Consider the following 18,755-nt stretch of genomic DNA (forward strand, 5'->3'; position numbering starts at 1 on the left):
GATAGGGCCTCCCCCAGCCACCCTGTCAACGGGGCCACCCGACCACCCCGAGCCGGCCGCCGCACGCGGCGGCGCGCCTACGGCCGGTGCGCGTATGGGGGGTACGGCTACGGAGGTGTGGCTACGGGCGGCGCGATGATCCGGCGCGCAGGACGTAGCCTGCGAGGACCGCGAGACCCGTGACGACCTGCGCCGCCAGCAGGCCGCCGATCCCGTCCGGGCCGGCCGCCAGCGCGGCCAGGGCCGGCAGGCAGCCGAGGACGGCCAGGTCCACGCCGGTCAGCGCCCAGAAGAGGGGGCCTGTGGGGATGGCGCCGCCCGGGGTGTCGATGACCGGCATGGAGTGGTCGACCGGGCCGCGACGCGCCATCCGCAGCGCTCCGGCCGCCACGGCGGGCGCCATCGCCGGACCGAACAGCCACCACGCCCCGCCCAGGCCCGCCGTCGGCCCCGCGGGCAGCGCCCCGACGAGCATCAGACCGGCCAGCGCCGCGGCCGCCCACGCGCCGCCGAGCAGGGCGGGCAGCAGGGCCCGCGCCGCCAGCGCCGGGCGCCGGCCCACCCCGGCGAGGCGGGACAGGGCGGGATTGTCGCCGTCGCGGCGCGAACCGGCCGTGTGGACCACCGCGACGGCCACCGCCCCCGCCAGCACGCTCGCCACCACGATCGGCGGCAGGCCCGGCGCGGCGCCTCCCGCCGTACCGCCCAGCGCCTGCGCGAGCACGGTGGGCAGGACCGCCGTGGCCGGCAGCGCGACCAGGCGGCCGGGACGGCGGGCCGCCCGTCGCCAGTCGTGCCAGGCCAGCGCGAACGGGGCCGGGAACGACGGCCACGGCCGGGACCGCAGCCGCCTGGTCCGCCAGTGGTTGTCCTCGGCCGCCCAGGTCAGTGCCGACGGGTCCAGCGTCGTCGTCGCCGTCGCCACGTGCCCCACCCTGGTCGAGGCGGCGAGCACGGCACGGGCCGGCATGTGGCCGAGCGCCGACCAGGCCCGCCGTACCAGGAGGGCCGCCGCCGACGCGGCACCGCCGGCCACGGCCGCCACCCACGCCGGCGAGGCGTCCGCCAGCGCGGCCGGCCACGTCAGCACCACGGTGACAGGCCCGAAGGCCGACCACGCCCGGCCGCCCATGGCGGCGACGCCGAGCAGCACCGCCACCAGCAACAGCGCGGTCGTCACGGCGGTCAGCCAGCCGTTCCACGTCGGCGTCGCCTGCCCGAGCACCGCGAGCGCCATCGTGCCGGCCGTCGCCGAGACGCCGAGCACCACGGCGGCCACCAGCCGCCAGACCAGCGCGTCGGGCGCGCCGAGCGCGGCCAGCGCGGCCAGCCCGAGCACCGCCCCCACGACGACCGCGGTCGCGAGCAGCACGCGCGCCGTCCGGGCCAGCACGCCGCGCCGGTCCAGTGGCGAGAGCACCAGCCAGGCGGCGTCCGCGGCCGGCAGCGCGACCGGTCCGGCGACCCTGGCCAGGGCGACGAACGCCGCCCAGGCGACCGCGACGAGCGCCAGCCCGGCCGCCGCCCGCGCGGGCTCCATCCGCCCGGCCAGCCCCGCCAGGGCGGCGGAGAGAGGATTGCCCAGGACGGCGGCGGCCATCAGGACGCCGAACACGGTCATGTACCGGTCGAGCAGTCCGGCCGGGCGAGCGCGCCGCGACCGGACGAAGGCCCGTACGGACGACGGTGTGGCGGGGGCGCGGCCTGGCACGTTCACGCGGATCCTCAGGTAAGGGCTCGGAGGTCGGGACCGGGGACTGCGGTCAGCCGGGAGTCACCGGGGGACGTCGGTCAGGGGACGAGCCGACCCGCGGGGGAGATCCGGCGACCGCGGCCGGCCAGCTCGGGGTCGTGCGTGGCCATGACCACCGTCCCGCCCTCCGCCGCGTACTCCTCGACGAGGACGCCGAGCCGCGTGCGGAAAGCGGAGTCAAGCCCGCGTTCGGGCTCGTCGAGCAGCAGCACGCGGCTCGGCCGGATCAGCGCGGCGGCGAGGTGGAGGCGCTGGCGCTGCCCCGTGGACAGGTTCAGCGGAGGGGCGTCGGCGCGTTCGGCCAGGCCGAACAGCTCCAACGCCTCGTCGGCCGTCATCCGGGGAGCGCCGTGCACCGCCGTGACGAGCTCCAGATGTTCGCGCCCGGTCAGGCCCGGATACCAGGCGGGCTCGTCGCCCAGCAGCGCCACCTGCCGCCAGAACGACGCCTCGTCGACCGGCTCGGCGCCCAGCACCGTGACGTGGCCGCCGGTGACGGGCTGCAGCCCGGCCAGGCAGCGCAGCAGAGTGGACTTGCCCGAGCCGTTGGGCCCCACGAGGGCGACGACCTCGCCCCGCGACACGGTCAGCGACACTCCCGCGAGGACAGGATTGCCGCCGAGCTCCACGCTCGCTTCACGGACGACGATGATCGCTGCTGACACGCCTTCAGCGTAGCCCGGCGGGCCCTGGCCGGCGGACAGGAGGTCAGCGGCCGGCCGCGCCCGCCCGCCGCTTGGTCCACACGTCGAAGGCGACCGCCGCCAGCAGCACGGCGCCCTTCACCAGCATGACCCGCTCACTCGGCGAGCCGATCAGCGACATGCCGTTGTTGATCACGCCCATGATGAGGCCACCGGTGATCGCGCCGACCACCTTGCCGACGCCGCCCTGTACGGCCGCGCCGCCGATGAACGCCGCCGCGATCGCGTCCAGCTCGAACGAGTTGCCCGCCGTGGGCCCCGCCTGGTTGAGCCGGCCGGCGAAGATGATGCCGGCCAGCGAGGCGAGCACGCCCATGTTGACGAAGATCCAGAACACCACGGACTTGACCTTGACGCCCGACAGGACCGCCGCCTGCAGGTTGCCGCCGACCGCGTAGATCCGGCGGCCGAACACCGACCGGTTGGCCAGCAGCGAGTAGCCGAGCACCAGCACGGCCAGCAGCACCAGCACCCACGGTAGGTTGCGGAACCGGGCGAGCTGCACCACCACGGCCATGATCAGGACGGCCGAGGCGACCAGCTTGAGCGCGAACATCGGCAGCGGCTCCACCGACTGGCCGTATCCGGCCCGCGCGGCCCTGGTGCGCCACTGCGCCGCCGCCATGCCGGCGATGGCGATGAGCCCGACGAGCAGGCTGAACAGGTCGGCGCCGCCCAGCGGGCCGAGGCCGACGTTGCCGAGGTAGCCGTCGGTGAAGCCGTTGGACAGGGTCCGCACCGCGTCGGGGAACGGACCGATGCCCTGGTTGCCGAGCACGGTCAGCGTCAGCGCCCGGAACAGCAGCATGCCCGCCAGCGTCACGATGAACGACGGGATGCCGAAGTAGGCGATCCAGAATCCCTGCCAGGCCCCGATCAGGCCGCCCACCACCATCGTGAGCAGCAGCGCGACGGGCCAGGGCACGCCGTAGTTCACCATCAGCACGGCCGCCACCGCGCCTGTGACGGCGACCACCGAGCCCACGGACAGGTCGATGTGCCCGGCGATGATGACGAGGATCATGCCGATGGCGAGGATGAGGATGTAGGAGTTCTGGACGATGATGTTGGAGATGTTCTGCGGTTGCAACAGGGCGCCGTCGGTCAGCACCGAGAACAACACCACGATCAGGGCGAAGGCGATGTAGATGCCGCTCTGCCTGATGTTGACGGACAGGGGGCCGAGGTTGAGCCTGCCGGGCGGGCGCTGCTCCCCGGGCGTCCCGGTCGGGCCCACCTCGACGGTGGCGGGGGTCGTGCTGCTGCTCATCCGAGCTACTCCTGTCCCATGGTCATGTGGTACATCAGCCGTTCCTGGGTCGCCTCACCGCGCGGCAGCTCGCCGGTGACGCGGCCCTGGGAGAGCGTGTAGATGCGGTCGCACAGGCCGAGCAGCTCCGGCAGCTCGGACGAGATGACCAGCACCGCCTTGCCCTCGTCGGCCAGCCTGTTGATGATCGTGTAGATCTCGTACTTGGCGCCGACGTCGATGCCGCGGGTCGGCTCGTCGAGGATGAGGACGTCGGGGTCGGCGTAGATCCACTTCGACAGCACGACCTTCTGCTGGTTGCCGCCGCTCAGCTTCCCCACGACGCTCTGCACGCCGGGCGCCTTGATGTTCATGCTGCGGCGGAACCCTTCGGCGACCCGGTACTCCTCGTTCTCGTCCACCCAGCCGCGCCGGCTCAGCCGGGTGCCCAGGCCGACGGCCGAGATGTTCCGCTTGATGTCCTCGATGAGGTTGAGCCCGTAGCGCTTGCGGTCCTCGGTGGCGTAGGCGATGCCGAGCCGGATGGCGTCCTGGACGGTGCGGATCTCCACCTCGCGGCCGTCCTTGTAGATGCGGCCGGAGATGCCGACGCCGTACGTGCGGCCGAAGACGCTCATCGCGAGCTCCGTCCGCCCGGCGCCCATGAGCCCCGCCAGCCCGACGATCTCGCCTCTGCGCAGGGTGAGGTGGGCGCCGGAGACGACGCGCCGGTCCGGCTGGGAGGGGCTGTGAACCGTCCAGTCCTCGATCCGCAGCACCTCCTCGCCGATGTGCGGCTCGTGCGGCGGGAAGCGGTTGTCCAGGTCGCGGCCCACCATGCCGGAGATGATCCGGTCCTCCGTGACCTCGCCGCCCGCCATCTCCAGCGTCTCGATCGTGCGGCCGTCGCGCAGGATCGTGATGGAGTCGGAGATGTCGATGATCTCGTTCAGCTTGTGCGAGATGATCACGCAGGTGATGCCCTCGCCGCGCAGTCCGCGCAGCAGGTCGAGCAGGTGGGCGGAGTCCTGGTCGTTCAGCGCCGCGGTCGGCTCGTCCAGGATGAGCAGCTTGACCTTCTTCGACAGCGCCTTGGCGATCTCCACGAGCTGCTGCTTGCCGACCCCGATGTCGGAGATCTGGGTGACCGGGCTCTCCGCCAGGCCGACCCGCTGGAGCAGCAGGGCGGCCTGGTGGTTGGTGCGGTTCCAGTCGACGAGCCCGCGCTCGGCCTGCTCGTTGCCGAGGAAGATGTTCTCGGCGATGGACAGCTGCGGGCACAGCGCCAGCTCCTGGTGGATGATGACGATCCCGGCGTCCTCGCTGTCCTTGATGCCGCCGAAGCGGCACAGCTCGCCGTCGAACTCGATCTCCCCGTCGTAGGAGCCGTGCGGGTAGACCCCCGACAGCACCTTCATCAGGGTCGACTTGCCCGCGCCGTTCTCACCGCAGATCGCGTGGATCTCGCCCCGGCGGACGGAGAGGTTCACCTCCTGGAGCGCGCGCACCCCGGGGAAGGTCTTGGTGATCCCCCGCATGTGCAGGATCGAATCGGTCATCTCCACTCTTCCTCCCGTACTCCTCCCGGCGGCGGCTCAGCCGAGCTCGGCGGCCGTGTAGTAGCCGGTGTCGACGAGGGCCTTCTGGTAGTTGGTCCTGTCGACGATCATCGGGTCGAGGAGGTAGGCGGGCACGACCTTGTTGCCGTTGTCGTAGTCCTTGGTGTTGTTGACCTCGGGCTTGCCGCCCTTGAGCACGCTGTCGGCCATGGTGACCGTGACCTTCGCCAGCTCGCGGGTGTCCTTGAAGATGGTGGAGTACTGCTCGTCGGAGATGATCGACTTCACCGAGGCCAGCTCGGCGTCCTGGCCGGTCACGATGGGGTACGGCTGCTCGGAGGTGCCGTAGCCGTTGCTCTTGAGCGCCGACAGGATGCCGATGGACAGGCCGTCGTAGGGCGACAGGACGCCGTCCACCTTGGAGTCGCCGGAGTAGGTCTTGGTGAGGATGTCCTCCATGCGCTTCTGCGCGGTGGCCGGGTCCCAGCGCAGGATGGCGACGGTCTTGAAGTCGGTCTGGCCGCTCTTGACCTTGAGCACGCCCTTGTCGATGTGCGGCTTGAGCACGGACATGGCGCCGTTGAAGAAGAACGTCGCGTTGTTGTCGTCGGGCGACCCGGCGAACAGCTCGATGTCGAACGGGCCCTTGGCGCTGCCCTCGGAGCCGTCGGCGTTCAGCACCTTGAGGCCCACCAGCAGTGAGGTGGCCTGCTGGACGCCGACCTTGAAGTTGTCGAAGGTGGCGTAGTAGTCGACGTTCGGGCTGTTGCGGATCAGCCGGTCGTAGGAGATCACCGGGATCTTGTTGTCGGCGGCCTGCTGGAGCTGGGTGGTGAGGGCGGTGCCGTCGATCGAGGCGACGATCAGCAGCTTGGCGCCCTTGGTGATCTGGTTCTCGATCTGGTTGACCTGCGTGGGGATGTCGTTCTCGGCGTACTGCAGGTCCACCTTGTAGCCCAGCTTCTCCAGGCCGGACTTGAGGTTCTCGCCGTCGCTGATCCAGCGCTCCGAGGACCGCGTCGGCATGGTGACGCCCACCAGCGCGCCGCTCGTGTCGCCGGAGGCGGCCTCCTTGTCGATCGTCTTCTCACTCGATCCGCACGCCGCGACGGTGGCGGTGAGTGCGAGACTTGTGAGGACCGTCGCGATCCGTCCGAATCTCATGAACTGTCTCCTTGTGGGGTGACATGTGCGTACGCGATCCCCGCCGGCGCGGCGGACGCCGCGGCGGCACGGCCACGACGGCGCCGCTCTGGGGCGCCGGGTCGCCGGGCGTCGGGGGGAACCGCCCTGTGATCAGGCAGGACGCGTCCTCGGACCCGTGCTGTCACCGGGCCGGAGGTGGGCTTGCGGAATGGTAAGCGACTCGGTGGCATGCCCTGACACCTCCGCCCCGGACTGTCGTCCGGATGAGGACTTCTTGCCTAGGGCCACGAGTGTTATCGCTAACATTCCGCCTGTCAACGCCTCGGGATAACGTCTCGGAAACAGAGCGTTCACGGTCCGGACCGTATCGGCCGCGCCTGCGGACCTGGTCAGGCGTGTCGCAGTGACCGCCCCACGCCCTGTGGTAGCGTGGCCGCGTTGCAGTTTGGTACCCATGAACTCGTGTGCGCCTGACGGGATGTAACCCTCGGGCGCACTTTTGTTTTTGACCGGTCATGTCCGGATGGGCCAAGGCGGCGACGCGGGGCCCGTGAGGTGCGGGTCCCGGATCTGCGCCTCTATCAAGGGAGAACGACATGGCGACCGGCACCGTGAAGTGGTTCAACTCCGAAAAGGGCTTCGGCTTCATCGAGCAGGACGGCGGCGGCGAGGACGTGTTCGCGCACTACTCCAACATCGCCGCCCGCGGCTTCCGCGAGCTGCACGAGGGCCAGAAGGTGAGCTTCGACATCACGCAGGGCCAGAAGGGCCCGCAGGCGGAGAACATCGTCCCCGCCTGACCCGAAACGCGTGCGCGAGCCGGTGACCGCCAGGAGGCGGTCACCGGCTCGCGGTGTTCCACGGGATCCCACGCGCAGCGCGGAGCCAGGAAACCCCCGCCGAGGACCCCTGCGAGCGGCGACTACCCGCCGAGCAGCTCCCGGACGGCGTCGTCGGCCGTCTCGCGGATCTCGAAGCGCTTGGTCAGCCCCGTCATGGTGAGCAGCCGCGTCATACGGGCCCGCACGCCGCTGAGCAGCACCCGCCCGCCGGCCGCCTCCGCCCCGTTCATGGCCGAGATGAGCACGCTCAGCCCCGTGGAGTCACAGAAGTCGACACCCTCCAGATGGATGACGACGCGCGGAGGCGCGGCACCGGTGACCGCGTCGGCCAGGGCCTGCCGCAGCTCGGCGGCCGTGGCGATGTCGAGCTCGCCCGCGAGGCTCACGACGGTCGCCCCGTCGTGCCGGGTGATGACCGAGGAGAAGCCGGTCCGCCTCGCGTGGTTCACGTGCACATCCTCCCGACGCCGGCGACATGGCGCCCTCGCGGCGCACCTCGCCCGTACATGCCGACAGGACATGATTGCATAGCGTAAGCGACACGTGCGACTTGGCCGTCCCTGTCGTCCCCACCGCCCCTGATCTCCCCCGGCGTCCCTGTCATCCTCCCGTCTCCGCTGTCACACCGGCGGGCGGGGGAGCGTGACGGTGACGACGAGCCCGCCGCCCTCGCGCGGCCGGGCCGTGACGTCGCCGCCGTGCGCCCGCGCCACCGACCGGACGATCGACAGGCCCAGCCCGGCGCCGCGCCCGGTGACCACGCGCTCCTCGCCGAGCCGGTGGAACGGCTTGAACAGCGCCGGCACCTCGTACGGCGGCACGGCAGGGCCGCTGTTGGCCACCTCCACCTCGGCCCCTCCTCCGGGCGGGACGCGGCTGGCGACCCGCACCCAGCCGGTGCCGTCGCCGGTGTTGTGCCGGATGCCGTTCTCGACCAGGTTGTGCACCATCCGTTCGAGCAGCATCGCGTCGCCCCCGGCCGGAGCGGGGAAGGCCGCCTCCCGCACGGTGACGCGCGCCTGCTCCGCCTCCGCGGCCGTCTGCGCCACCACGTGGGCCACCACGTCGGCCAGGTCCACCGGAGACCGGTCGCCGATCTCGTGGTCGGCGCGGGCCAGCAGCAGCAGCCCCGAGATGAGCCGCTCGTGCCGGACGTTGATCTCCAGCAGGCTCTCCCCGAGCTGTCTCACGTCGGCCGAGGCCGACCTGCGGTGCATGGCCAGCTCGACCAGCGCCCGGTTGAGCGTCAACGGGGTGCGCAGCTCGTGGGAGGCGTTGGCGACGAACCTGCGCTGCCCGTCGAAGGAGTGGTCGAGCCGTTCGACCATGGTGTCGAACGTGTCGGCCAGCTCCTTCACCTCGTCCACCGGCCCGCGCAGCGCGATGCGCTCATGCAGGCCGCGCTCGGCGGCCGGGGCGGCGGCGATGCGCCGGGCCGTGGCGGTCACCAGGCGCAGCGGGGCGAGCATCCGGCCGGCCGCCACCCAGCCGAGCGCGCCGGCGACGAGGCCGACCACGCCCAGGGCGACGGCCCCCTGGCTCAGCAGCGACGTCACGGCCGCCTCGCGGAGCTCGGCCTCCTGCGCCTGCAACCAGCGCAGCGCGTCGTCGCCCTGCAGCATGTACCCGCCGGGCGAGACGATGGCGAGCCGGGTCGGCCGGTCGCCCGGGCCGCCGTACCGGGAACCGAACGACTGCGCGAGCTGCTGGGTGAACAGCAGGTAGGTGACGGCGAGCAGCGTCAGCCCGGCGAGCAGGAACAGCGCCCCGTACACGAACGTGAGCCGGGCCCGCAGCGTGGGGTGCGAGGCGCGGAAGAATGGCCTCATGGAATCCGGTACCCCACACCTGGCACCGTCAGCACCACCGCCGGCTCGCCGAGCTTGCGGCGCAGCTTGAGCACCGTCAGGCGGACCACGCCGGTGAACGGGTCGGCGTTCTCGTCCCACGCCTTCTCCAGCAGCGTCTCGGCCGGCACCACCGCCCCGTTGGCCCGCAACAACTCCGTCAGCACGGCGAACTCCTTCTTCGACAGCGGCACGTACCTGCCGTCCCTGAACACCTCGCGGCGCGCGGGGTCGAGCGTGATCCCGGCCCGTCGCAGCACCGGCGGCGCCGCGGGCCGCGCCCGCCGCCCCAGCGCCAGCACCCGCGCGGCCAGCTCGGCGAACGCGAAGGGCTTGGCGAGGTAATCGTCGGCGCCCAGCGACAGGCCCGCCACCCGGTCGCCGATCTCCGCGGCGGCCGTGAGCATGAGCACCCGTGCGGCCGACTCCGACGCGACCAGTTCACGGCACACGTCGTCGCCGTGCACCACCGGCAGGTCCCGGTCGAGGACGACCACGTCGTAGTCGTTGACCGCGAGCCGCTCCAGCGCCGCCGCGCCGTCGTGCGCGGTGTCGACCGCGTGCGTCTCCTCGCGCAGCCACTCGGCTATCGCGTCGGCGAGCACGCGCTCGTCCTCCACCACCAGAACCCGCATCGCCGTCCTTCCTCACGCACCGCGCCGATCCTGCCGCAGCGGTCGTTTCCTCCGCGTTAGCGCCGGCGGAAACGGCCGGGAAACCGAGCGCCCGGTTGCATCTCTCCCCGTACGGCCGGCACGGGTCCGGCCCGGACGAGGAGAGCACATGCGCAACACCTCACGACAGGGACGGGTCCTCGGCGCGGTCCCGGCGCTGGCCCTGGCCGCAGCCCTGACCCTGGCCGGATGCGGCGCGGACGACGGCGGCGGCTCCGACGTCGCCTCGGCCACCGGCGGGGGCCCGTCGGCCACCGGCAGCGCCACGCCGAGCCTGAGCAACGACGAGAAAGCGGTGAAGTTCGCGCAGTGCATGCGGGAGAACGGCATCGACATGGCCGACCCGCAACCCGGCAAGGGCATCATGGTCTCCGCCGCGCCCGGCAGCAAGGCGACCATGGACAAAGCCATGGCGGCGTGCAAGCAGTACCAGCCGATGGGCGGCGACGGGCCGGGCGCCCAGCAGAACGCCGAGCGGATGCGCGCGCTCGCCCAGTGCATGCGCGACAACGGCGTGCCGGACTTCCCCGACCCGGAGCCGGGCGGCGGCTTGCGCGTCACCGGAAAGATCGCCGAAGACCCCGACTTCGAGGCGGCCCAGCAGAAGTGCCGGCTGAACGCGGGACGCTCCTGATGGGGCGCGCCAGCCTCGGCGACCCGCCCGCCGCCGGCACCGAACCGCCGTCGCCCCGGCCACGCCGCCGCCGGGGCCGGAAGGCGGCGGCCCTGCTCACCGCCGTCGCCCTCACCGGGGTGGCCGCCGTGACCGTGACCGGCACCGGCCTGCTGGAGGGTGGCGGGGCCGAGCCGGCTACGGCCGCCCTGCCACCCGCCACCACCCGGATCACCCAGCAGACGCTCGACGACACCCGTGACGTGGACGGCGAACTCGGCTACGGCCCCGCCACCACGGCGGTGAGCCGAGCGCCCGGCACGATCACCTGGCTGCCCGACAGCGGCGCCCGGATCACCTGCGGCAGGTCGCTGTACCGCGTCGACAACGACCCCGTCGTGCTCATGTACGGCTCCACGCCCGCCTACCGCGACCTGCGCATCGGCGTGGAAGGCCGCGACGTCGAGAACCTGGAGCGCAACCTGCGCAAGCTCGGCTACGAGGGCTTCACCGTGGACGACACCTACACCGCGGCCACCGCCGAAGCCGTCATGGAATGGCAGGACGACCGCGGCCTGGAGCGGACCGGCGTCGTCGAGCTGGGCCGGGTCGTCTTCGCCACCGGGGCGGTCCGCGTGCAGGCACTGGACGCCCAGGCCGGTCAGCCCACCGCCCCCGGCCGCGCGGTCCTGTCCTACACCGGCACCGAGAAGGTCGTCACCGTCCGGCTGGACGCGGAGGACCAGCGGATGGCCGCCAAGGGAGCCAAGGTCGCCGTCACCTTCCCCGACGGCGGGCGCTCGTCCGGCAAGGTGACGGAGGTGGCCACCGTCATCGAGCCCGGCGACGGCCCGAACGCGGAGCCGCTGACGAGGCTGGAGGCGCTCGTCTCGCTGGGCGGCGGCAAGGCCGCGCGCAGGGCGGCCGCACGGTTCGACCAGGCCGCCGTGGACGTCACCTTCACCGCTGCCCGGCGCGAGGACGTGCTCACCGTGCCGGTCGCCGCGCTCGTCGCCCTGCGCGAGGGCGGCTTCGGCGTCGAGGTCGTCGAGGGCGGCTCCACCAGGTACGTCCCGGTGGAGACCGGCCTGTTCGCCGGCGGCCGCGTCGAGATCAGCGGAGCCGGCCTCACGGCGGGCATGACGGTGGGGGTGCCCAGGTGACGCCCATGATCGCCATGTCCGAGGTGACCAAGGCCTACCCCGGCGGCGTCGTGGCGCTGGCGGGGGTGTCGCTGGAGATCGGGCGGGGCGAGCTGGTCGCCATCGTCGGCCCGTCGGGGTCCGGCAAGTCGACCATGCTCAACACCATCGGCACGCTCGACCGGCCGACGTCCGGGACCGTGCGCGTCGACGGCTACGACGTCTCCGCCCTGTCCGACAGGGCGCTGTCGGCACTGCGGGCGACCCGGATCGGGTTCGTCTTCCAGCACTTCCACCTCGCCGCCAGGGTGCCCGCCCTGGACAACGTCGCCGACGGGCTGCTCTACAGCGACCTGCCCCGGCCCGAGCGGCGGCGTCGCGCCGCCGACGCGCTGCGCCGGGTGGGCCTCGGCCACCGGCTCGGCCACGAGCCGCACGAGCTGTCCGGGGGAGAGCGGCAGCGGGTCGCCATCGCACGGGCCGTGGCGGGCGACCCGCCGGTGCTGCTGGCCGACGAGCCGACGGGCGCCCTCGACTCCGTCTCGGGCGCGGGGGTGATGGATCTGCTGCGCGACCTGAACGCCGCCGGGACCACCATCGTGATCATCACCCACGACCGGGAGATCGCCGCCGGCCTGCCCCGGCAGGTGCGCATGCGCGACGGCCGGATCATCGCCGACACCGACACCGACACCGACACCGACACCGACACCGACACCGACACCGACACCGACACCGGCGGCAACACCGGCGCCGACGCCAGCGACCCGGCCGCCTCTTCGGACAGGCCGGTCGTGGCCGTCACGGCGGGAGAAACGTGATGGCCGGGCCTGAGCACGCCGTGGCCGAGCACGCCGTGGCCGAGCACGCCGTGGCCGAGCACGCCGACCGGCCGCCGCCCGTCCCGGCCCGGATGCGGTCGCGTGACGTGCTGCGCGTCGGGGCGGTGGGTCTGCGCACCCGGCCGCTGCGCGCGTTCCTGTCCGCGCTGGGCATCGCCATCGGCATCGCCGCCATGATCGGCGTGGTCGGCATCTCCTCCTCGTCGGGAGCCGAGCTGGACCGCACGCTCTCCGCGCTCGGCACCAACCTGCTCACCGTCTCCTCCGGCCGCACCCTCCTCGGCGAGGAGGCCAAGATGCCGGTGGACGCCGAGGCGATGATCGAGCGGATCGGCCCCGTCGAGGCCGTCTCCGCCATCGGGTACCTGCCCGACGCGAAGGTGTACCGCAGCGAGGAGATCCCCCGCGCCCAGACCGGCGGCATCTCCGTCTACGCCGCCCGCCCCGACCTGCTCGCCACCGTCGGCGCCGCGCCGCGCAGCGGCACCTGGCTGAACGCGGCCACCCACCGTTACCCGGCCGTCGTGCTCGGATCCACCGCCGCCGCTCGGCTGGGCGTGGCCGCCGCCGGGCCCGAAACCCAAGTGGTCGTCGGCGGGCGGAGGTTCACGGTCGTCGGGGTGCTCGCCCCGGTGCCGCTGGCCACCGAACTGGACACGGCCGCCCTCGTGGGCTGGCCCGTCGCCGAGACCGTCCTCGACTTCGACGGGCACCCGACGACCCTCTACACCCGGTCGGCGGAGACCCGGCTGGAGGCCGTCCGCGCGGTGCTGGCCGCGACCGCGAACCCGCAGGCGCCGAACGAGGTCGAGGTGTCACGCCCGTCCGACGCTCTCGCCGCCAAGCAGGCCACCAGCCAGGCGTTCACCGGGCTGCTGCTGGGCGTCGGCGCGGTGGCGCTGCTCGTCGGCGGCGTCGGCGTGGCCAACACCATGGTCATCTCGGTGCTGGAGCGGCGTCCGGAGATCGGGCTGCGCCGCTCGCTCGGCGCGACGCGCGGCCAGATCCGCACGCAGTTCCTCGCGGAGTCGCTGCTGCTGTCGGCGCTGGGCGGCGCCGGCGGGGTGCTGCTCGGCACGGCCGTCACGGCCGGGTACGCGCTCTACCAGGGGTGGCCGGCTGTCGTGCCCGCCTGGGCGACCGGCGGCGGCCTCGCCGCCACCCTCGCCATCGGCGCGGTCGCCGGCCTCTACCCGGCCGTCCGCGCCGCCCGCCTCTCCCCGACGGAAGCCCTCGCCGCACCGTGACCCGGCACGAGCGGGCATACCGCCCGCAACGCCGCCGCCCACAACGGCGCCCTCGCATCCGGGGCCTGCGGCTGACAGAAGACGATGCCTCCCGAGCGATGAGTTCCAGCCCGCCGCCGAGTCAGGACAGGTAACAGCACCTCATCGCCTCGGGAGGCATCATGAAACGACCCACCCTGGACGGCCTGCTGCTCGCCAGCACCGACCCCGGACGGCTGGGCCGCTGGTACGCCGCCGCGCTCGACCCGGAGGCCGACACCGTGGTCGGCGACTACCGGGTGTTCACGTTCGGCGGCTTCCACCTCATCGTCGACACCCGCGCCGACATCTCCGACAAGAATCCCGAGCCCGGCCGGTTCATCCTCAACTTCGACGTGGCCGACGCCCGCGCCGTGGTCGCCCGGATGAACGGGCTCGGCGTATCGTGGCTGGCGGAGCTCGAAGACCGTGACGGCAGCCTGTTCGCCACCGCGCTCGACCCGGACGGCAACTACGTCCAGATCATCCAGCTCAGCGACGAACATCGCGCGGCCATGTGAGGGGAGGTCACCATGTTCGGCTCGGTCAAGGCGTACAGCGGCTTCTCCGTGGACGACGTCGAGGCGGCCAGGGCGTTCTACGAGGGCACGCTCGGCCTGTCGGTGTCGGTGGCGAACGGCCTGCTGACCCTGCACATCGCGGGCGGCCGGGACATCCTGGTCTACCCGAAGGACGACCATGTTCCGGCCACGTACACCGTGCTCAACTTCCCGGTGGACGACATCGGCAAGGCCGTGGACGAGCTGGCCGCGCGCGGGGTCCGCTTCGAGCGCTACCCGCACCTGGAGACGGACGAGCGGGGGATCTTCCGCGGCGGCGGCCCGCTCATCGCGTGGTTCACCGACCCGGCGGGCAACATCCTGTCGGTCCTGCAGGAGCCCTGAGGACAGCGGCCACCCGCTCCGCCCACCCGGGCGGAGCGGGTGGCCGGGGCCGTCACGAGCCGGGCGGCGGGTCCTCGGTGTAGCGCAGCAGGTCGCCCCGCCGGCACTCCAGCACCTCGCACAGCCGGGTCAGGGTCGAGAACCTGATGGCCTTGCCCTTGCCGGTCCTGAGGTGTGGCACTCCACCGAAGGGGCATCGGTAGCGGCATGGCGATCCGCACGGTGTCCTCCTGGAGGGAGCTCGACGACACGATCAGCGAGGTCAGCGGCCTGCGCGGGCATGGCACGGGCGGCCACTCCCACTCGACCATGGTCTTCCGCGGCCGGGCCCGCCCTCCGTACGGGTTGCTCGCGGGGCTCACGCGGCTGACCGGCGACTGCCGGAGCGTGGAACGGCACCTCATCCGCAACTTCCGCAAGTACGCCCACCGCCAGGCGCCCGGCCCGACCCTGTGGGACTGGCTCGCCCTCGGGCAGCACCACGGCCTGCCCACCCGGCTGCTCGACTGGACGTTCTCGCCGCTGGTGGCGCTGCACTTCGCCACGGTCGCCTGGCCGGAGGAGGAGGCGATGCTCGTCGGCGTGGACTGCGCGGCCGTGCACCGGCGGCTGCCCGCGCCGCTGCGCGAGGTGCTCGACGCCGAAGGGGCGCTGCTGTTCACCACCGAGATGCTGGCGCGCGCGGTGCCCGACCTCGACACCCTCGACGAGCTGGGCGCCGACGACCCGTTCCTGGCGTTCTTCGAGCCGCCTTCGCTGGACGAGCGGATCATCACCCAGTCGTCGGTGCTGTCAGCGCTGTCGGACGTGACCCGGCCGGTCGAGGACTGGCTGGACAAGCATCGCGATTTGTGGTGGGCCTGGCGGGTGCCACCCGAGGTCAAGGCCGAGGTCCGCGAGCGGCTGGACCAGGCGGGGATCACCGAGCGCGCGCTGATGCCCGGCCTGGACGGGCTGGCCGCGTGGCTGCGCCGCTACTACTCGCCCGGCTCCGCTCTCACCTGGGACGAGGACGCCTGCGCCGCCACCCGGATGGCAGACCAGACGCCGCCGGACGCCCCGTGACGGACCTCGACCGCGCCCGGGCGCGTCATCGGGCGGCGGGTGGTGGGGCGGTGCTGCCGCGCGGCACCAGGCGGGCGGCGGCGTCCTCGGAGCCCGCCGCGTCCTCCCCGGCGATCAGCGACAGCAGGGTGCGCGCCGCGCGGGCGCCGTAGGCGGGGATGTCGCGGGTGACCGCGCTGAGTGCCGGCCGGACGACCTGCGAGAGCGGCGAGTCGTCCCAGGCCACGATCGACAGGTCCTCGGGCACGTCCAGCCGCAGCTCGCGGGCCGCCGACATCCCGGCGACGGCCATGATGTCGTTGTCGTAGACGATCGCGGTCGGGCGGGTGGGCGTGCTCACCAGGCGGCGGGTGGCCCGGGCCCCCTCCGCGCCGGTGTAGTCGGTGTGCATGACGGCGTGCCAGTCCACCCCCAGCTCCGCGCAGGCGTCGCCGAACGCCCGGTCGCGCAGCACCGTGTGCACCAGCTCGGGCAGCCCGGCCACCCGGGCGATCCTGCGGTGCCCGAGCGCCGCCAGGTATTCGACGGTCTCGCGTACGGGCGCGGCGTCGTCGGACCACACCGCCGCCAGCGGCCCGGACTCCGACGGATGGCCGATCACCACCGCCGGCAGGCCGAGCTCCTCCAGGGCGGCGATCCGGGGGTCGGCGAAGCGGAGGTCGACCAGGATCACTCCGTCCACCCGCCCCTCGCCGGACCAGCGGCGGTAGACCTCCAGCTCCTCCTCCGGCGTGCTCGCCACCTGCAGCATCAGCGCGTACGAGCGCCGGGACAGTTCGCTCTCGATGCCGCTGATCAGCTCCATGAAGAACGGCTCCACGCCGAGGATGCGGGCGGGCCGGCACAGCGTCAGGCCGACGGAGTGGGCCCGCGCCCGGCTCAGCGCCCGCGCGGCGCTGTTGGGCCGCCAGCCGATCTCCTCCGCGATCGCCTTGATCACCGCTCGCTTGGCCGCCGACACCCCGGGCCGGTCGTTGAGGGCGTACGATACGGCCACCTTGGAGACTCCCGCGCGCCGTGCGATGTCGGCGATCGTCGGACGCTTCACCGAGCCCCCCGCGTGAACCGGTTAGCCATACGTGCAGACGAACCATACTCCCGCCGGCTCCGGATGACACGGGTCAACGGGGGATTTCCGGCCGAGAGCGGGGTTGAGGGATCTCGACCTCATCACAGGTCTTGACTGGGCGTGCGCGCGATTTTACGGTCGCGTTGCTTACCCGGTTCAGTGGGAGCGCTCTCACGGCGAGCCTGCCGCTTGCCTGCCCGCGCGCGGAACGGCCGCTGACCGGTCCACCACGGCGCGCCCACGGGCCGCCACCTCGGGGCTGAGACAGACGGTCGAGCCTCCGCCGCGGCGGGGGAAGGAGAGACAGATGCGAAAGCGGGCGCGGATTCTCGTTCCGCTCCTTGCGGCGGCCCTGGCCGCCGCCGCCTGTTCCGGTGGCGGCGCCACCCCGCCCCCTCAGGGCTCCCAGGGCGCGAGCCCGCCCGCCGGCAACCCGGGGAACCCCGGCTCGCTGCCCCGCAACGAGACGCTCTACACCACCGGCACCCAGTGGGGCCCGCCCGCCCACTTCAACCCCATTCGCGAAGGCGACCACGCCACCGGCACCAAGGGGCTGGTCTACGAGACGCTCTTCCACTACGACCCCAACGCCGCCAAGCTCGTCCCCTGGCTCGCCGAGAGCGGCTCCTGGACCGGCGACACCGTCTACGAGGCCAAGATCCGCTCCGGGGTCACCTGGTCCGACGGCAAGCCGCTCACCGCCAAGGACGTGGCCTTCTCCTACGGCCTGGGCAAGATCGAGACGATCTCGTTCCACAACCTGTTCGACTGGCTCAAGAGCGCCGAGGCCGTCGACGACAGGACGGTGCGGTTCACCTTCTCCAAGGCCAACTACCAGGAGTGGGACTTCAACCTCTACAGCCGCGTCATCGTGCCCGAGCACATCTGGGCCGGCCGGTCGGAGGAGGAGGTGCTCAACGGCGCCAACGACAAGCCCGTCGGCTCCGGCGCCTACGCCTACCAGAGCCACGACCAGGACCGCGTCGTCTATGTCAGGCGCGACGACTGGTGGGGCAGGGCCGCCCTCGGCAAGGAGCCCAAACCGCGGTACATCGTGGACGTCGCCACCCCCAGCAACGAGGTGGCCATGGGCATGCTGCTGCAGAAGGGCCTCGACCTGAGCAACAACTTCCTGCCCGGCGTCGCCAACCTGGTCAAGGGCAACTTCGGCATCACCACCTTCTACGACCAGCCGCCGTACATGCTCTCGGCCAACACCGCCTGGCTGGTGCCCAACACCACCAGGAAGCCGATGGACGATCCGGCCTTCCGCAAGGCGCTGGCCGCCTCCGTCGACACCAAGAAGATCGTCGAAGGCGTGTACGGCAACCTCGTCAAGGTGGCCAGCCCGACCGGCCTGCTGCCGCAGTGGGAGCAGTTCGTCGACCAGGCCGTGGTGGGCGCCGCCGGCTTCGCCTTCGACACCGCCAAGGCCAGGAAGACGTTGGCCGACGCCGGCTACCGTGACCGCGACGGCGACGGGCTGGTGGAGAACAAGGACGGATCCAAGATCAAGCTCTCGCTGATCGTGCCGACCGGCTGGACCGACTGGATGGAGGCGGCCCGCACCATCGCCACCGGCGCCAAGGCCGCCGGCATCGACGTCACCCCCGACTTCCCCGACTTCAACGCCCTGGTCGAGAAGCGCAGCAAGGGTGACTTCGACCTGCTGGTCAACAACGAGCGCCAGCTCTCCAACACCCCGTGGACGTACTACGACTACGTCTTCCAGCTCCCCGTCAACAAGACGCAGAACACCGTCAACTTCGGCCGCTACGAGAACAAGCGCGCCTGGGAACTGGTGCAGCAGCTCAACCAGGTCCGCACCGACGACGTCGCCGGCATGAAGACGATCATCTCGCAGATCCAGCGGATCCACCTCGACGAGATGCCGATCATCCCGCTCTGGTACAACGGCCTGTGGGCCCAGTCCAGCGTCGCCTCGTGGAAGAACTGGCCGTCCGCCGCGCAGGGCGCCCCCAAGTCCGCGCCGGTGATGTGGCGCCACTGGCTGGAGCTGGGCGGGTTCGAGACGCTCACGCAGATCCAGCCGGCCGGCTCCTGACCGGCCCTGGAGAGG

The 18,755-nt window shown here is 72.3% G+C and carries 19 protein-coding genes; 9 read left to right on the forward strand and 10 right to left on the reverse strand.

What is annotated here, in order from left to right; all coding sequences use genetic code 11:
• Positions 1-121 precede the first annotated feature (121 nt).
• The 5 genes from ACGF0J_RS04495 to chvE form a co-directional block, all read right to left on the reverse strand.
• Complete coding sequence (locus ACGF0J_RS04495) at positions 122-1,717, reverse strand: DUF6297 family protein (protein ID WP_393142044.1); 1,596 nt, start codon at positions 1,715-1,717, stop codon at positions 122-124.
• A 74-nt stretch (positions 1,718-1,791) separates the two neighbouring features.
• The gene (gene ccmA / locus ACGF0J_RS04500; protein WP_393142045.1) at positions 1,792-2,418 is read right to left on the reverse strand and encodes a heme ABC exporter ATP-binding protein CcmA; all 627 of its coding nucleotides are present in this window, start codon (positions 2,416-2,418) and stop codon (positions 1,792-1,794) included.
• A gap of 43 nt (positions 2,419-2,461) precedes the next feature.
• Entirely contained in the window at positions 2,462-3,727 is a 1,266-nt protein-coding gene (mmsB, locus tag ACGF0J_RS04505) for a multiple monosaccharide ABC transporter permease (protein ID WP_393142046.1), read from the reverse strand.
• A gap of 5 nt (positions 3,728-3,732) precedes the next feature.
• Complete coding sequence (gene mmsA / locus ACGF0J_RS04510) at positions 3,733-5,265, reverse strand: multiple monosaccharide ABC transporter ATP-binding protein (protein ID WP_393142047.1); 1,533 nt, start codon at positions 5,263-5,265, stop codon at positions 3,733-3,735.
• Positions 5,266-5,301: 36 nt separating this feature from the next.
• Positions 5,302-6,429 carry a multiple monosaccharide ABC transporter substrate-binding protein gene (chvE, locus tag ACGF0J_RS04515; protein WP_393142048.1) on the reverse strand — a complete coding sequence of 376 codons (1,128 nt, stop codon included), beginning with the start codon at positions 6,427-6,429 and terminating at the stop codon, positions 5,302-5,304.
• A 578-nt stretch (positions 6,430-7,007) separates the two neighbouring features.
• Here chvE and ACGF0J_RS04520 point away from each other — a divergent pair.
• Positions 7,008-7,211, forward strand: coding sequence for a cold-shock protein (locus ACGF0J_RS04520; RefSeq protein ID WP_393142049.1), 204 nt, complete (start codon positions 7,008-7,010; stop codon positions 7,209-7,211).
• A gap of 122 nt (positions 7,212-7,333) precedes the next feature.
• On the opposite strand, the gene ACGF0J_RS04525 is transcribed toward ACGF0J_RS04520, so the two are convergent.
• The 3 genes from ACGF0J_RS04525 to ACGF0J_RS04535 form a co-directional block, all read right to left on the reverse strand.
• Positions 7,334-7,702: an STAS domain-containing protein gene (locus ACGF0J_RS04525; protein ID WP_393142050.1), complete on the reverse strand. Its 369-nt coding sequence runs from the start codon at positions 7,700-7,702 to the stop codon at positions 7,334-7,336.
• A gap of 171 nt (positions 7,703-7,873) precedes the next feature.
• Positions 7,874-9,082, reverse strand: coding sequence for a sensor histidine kinase (locus tag ACGF0J_RS04530; protein WP_393142051.1), 1,209 nt, complete (start codon positions 9,080-9,082; stop codon positions 7,874-7,876).
• Positions 9,079-9,735: a response regulator transcription factor gene (locus tag ACGF0J_RS04535; protein ID WP_393142052.1), complete on the reverse strand. Its 657-nt coding sequence runs from the start codon at positions 9,733-9,735 to the stop codon at positions 9,079-9,081. Before ACGF0J_RS04535 ends, ACGF0J_RS04530 begins: the two co-directional genes overlap by 4 nt.
• 148 nt (positions 9,736-9,883) lie before the next feature.
• On the opposite strand from ACGF0J_RS04535, the gene ACGF0J_RS04540 reads away from it, so the two are divergent.
• From ACGF0J_RS04540 to ACGF0J_RS04565, 6 genes are all read left to right on the forward strand, one after another.
• The gene (locus tag ACGF0J_RS04540) at positions 9,884-10,408 is read left to right on the forward strand and encodes a hypothetical protein (RefSeq protein ID WP_393142053.1); all 525 of its coding nucleotides are present in this window, start codon (positions 9,884-9,886) and stop codon (positions 10,406-10,408) included.
• Positions 10,408-11,550, forward strand: a complete 1,143-nt coding sequence (locus ACGF0J_RS04545; protein WP_393142054.1) for a peptidoglycan-binding protein — start codon at positions 10,408-10,410, stop codon at positions 11,548-11,550. Before ACGF0J_RS04540 ends, ACGF0J_RS04545 begins: the two co-directional genes overlap by 1 nt.
• A gap of 5 nt (positions 11,551-11,555) precedes the next feature.
• Entirely contained in the window at positions 11,556-12,350 is a 795-nt protein-coding gene (locus tag ACGF0J_RS04550) for an ABC transporter ATP-binding protein (protein WP_393142055.1), read from the forward strand.
• Positions 12,351-12,442: 92 nt separating this feature from the next.
• Complete coding sequence (locus tag ACGF0J_RS04555) at positions 12,443-13,618, forward strand: ABC transporter permease (RefSeq protein WP_393142711.1); 1,176 nt, start codon at positions 12,443-12,445, stop codon at positions 13,616-13,618.
• A 161-nt stretch (positions 13,619-13,779) separates the two neighbouring features.
• A complete protein-coding gene (locus ACGF0J_RS04560; protein ID WP_393142056.1) occupies positions 13,780-14,157 on the forward strand; it encodes a VOC family protein in 378 nt (125 codons plus the stop codon).
• 12 nt (positions 14,158-14,169) lie between these two features.
• Positions 14,170-14,541, forward strand: coding sequence for a VOC family protein (locus ACGF0J_RS04565; protein ID WP_393142057.1), 372 nt, complete (start codon positions 14,170-14,172; stop codon positions 14,539-14,541).
• 52 nt (positions 14,542-14,593) lie between these two features.
• Here the strand turns inward: ACGF0J_RS04565 and ACGF0J_RS04570 are convergent, their stop codons facing one another.
• Positions 14,594-14,722: a helix-turn-helix domain-containing protein gene (locus ACGF0J_RS04570; RefSeq protein ID WP_393142058.1), complete on the reverse strand. Its 129-nt coding sequence runs from the start codon at positions 14,720-14,722 to the stop codon at positions 14,594-14,596.
• A 26-nt stretch (positions 14,723-14,748) separates the two neighbouring features.
• Here ACGF0J_RS04570 and ACGF0J_RS04575 point away from each other — a divergent pair, with 26 nt between their 5' ends.
• Positions 14,749-15,606, forward strand: a complete 858-nt coding sequence (locus tag ACGF0J_RS04575; protein WP_393142059.1) for an FRG domain-containing protein — start codon at positions 14,749-14,751, stop codon at positions 15,604-15,606.
• A 25-nt stretch (positions 15,607-15,631) separates the two neighbouring features.
• On the opposite strand, the gene ACGF0J_RS04580 is transcribed toward ACGF0J_RS04575, so the two are convergent.
• Positions 15,632-16,654 carry a LacI family DNA-binding transcriptional regulator gene (locus tag ACGF0J_RS04580; RefSeq protein ID WP_393142060.1) on the reverse strand — a complete coding sequence of 341 codons (1,023 nt, stop codon included), beginning with the start codon at positions 16,652-16,654 and terminating at the stop codon, positions 15,632-15,634.
• 328 nt (positions 16,655-16,982) lie between these two features.
• On the opposite strand from ACGF0J_RS04580, the gene ACGF0J_RS04585 reads away from it, so the two are divergent.
• Positions 16,983-18,740, forward strand: coding sequence for an ABC transporter substrate-binding protein (locus ACGF0J_RS04585; RefSeq protein WP_393142061.1), 1,758 nt, complete (start codon positions 16,983-16,985; stop codon positions 18,738-18,740).
• Positions 18,741-18,755: the final 15 nt, after the last annotated feature.

The organism is Nonomuraea sp. NPDC047897 (genome assembly GCF_043204415.1).
Classification (GTDB): domain Bacteria; phylum Actinomycetota; class Actinomycetes; order Streptosporangiales; family Streptosporangiaceae; genus Nonomuraea.

What these genes read in the sequence shown, in the direction of transcription:
- mmsB (WP_393142046.1), bottom strand. Translation starts at nt 3,727, where the DNA reads ATGAGCAGCAGCACGACCCCCGCCACCGTCGAGGTGGGCCCGACCGGG.
- mmsA (WP_393142047.1), bottom strand. Translation starts at nt 5,265, where the DNA reads ATGACCGATTCGATCCTGCACATGCGGGGGATCACCAAGACCTTCCCC.
- chvE (WP_393142048.1), bottom strand. Translation starts at nt 6,429, where the DNA reads ATGAGATTCGGACGGATCGCGACGGTCCTCACAAGTCTCGCACTCACC.
- ACGF0J_RS04520 (WP_393142049.1), top strand. Translation starts at nt 7,008, where the DNA reads ATGGCGACCGGCACCGTGAAGTGGTTCAACTCCGAAAAGGGCTTCGGC.
- ACGF0J_RS04530 (WP_393142051.1), bottom strand. Translation starts at nt 9,082, where the DNA reads ATGAGGCCATTCTTCCGCGCCTCGCACCCCACGCTGCGGGCCCGGCTC.
- ACGF0J_RS04535 (WP_393142052.1), bottom strand. Translation starts at nt 9,735, where the DNA reads ATGCGGGTTCTGGTGGTGGAGGACGAGCGCGTGCTCGCCGACGCGATA.
- ACGF0J_RS04540 (WP_393142053.1), top strand. Translation starts at nt 9,884, where the DNA reads ATGCGCAACACCTCACGACAGGGACGGGTCCTCGGCGCGGTCCCGGCG.
- ACGF0J_RS04545 (WP_393142054.1), top strand. Translation starts at nt 10,408, where the DNA reads ATGGGGCGCGCCAGCCTCGGCGACCCGCCCGCCGCCGGCACCGAACCG.
- ACGF0J_RS04550 (WP_393142055.1), top strand. Translation starts at nt 11,556, where the DNA reads ATGATCGCCATGTCCGAGGTGACCAAGGCCTACCCCGGCGGCGTCGTG.
- ACGF0J_RS04555 (WP_393142711.1), top strand. Translation starts at nt 12,443, where the DNA reads ATGCGGTCGCGTGACGTGCTGCGCGTCGGGGCGGTGGGTCTGCGCACC.
- ACGF0J_RS04560 (WP_393142056.1), top strand. Translation starts at nt 13,780, where the DNA reads ATGAAACGACCCACCCTGGACGGCCTGCTGCTCGCCAGCACCGACCCC.
- ACGF0J_RS04565 (WP_393142057.1), top strand. Translation starts at nt 14,170, where the DNA reads ATGTTCGGCTCGGTCAAGGCGTACAGCGGCTTCTCCGTGGACGACGTC.
- ACGF0J_RS04575 (WP_393142059.1), top strand. Translation starts at nt 14,749, where the DNA reads ATGGCGATCCGCACGGTGTCCTCCTGGAGGGAGCTCGACGACACGATC.
- ACGF0J_RS04585 (WP_393142061.1), top strand. Translation starts at nt 16,983, where the DNA reads ATGCGAAAGCGGGCGCGGATTCTCGTTCCGCTCCTTGCGGCGGCCCTG.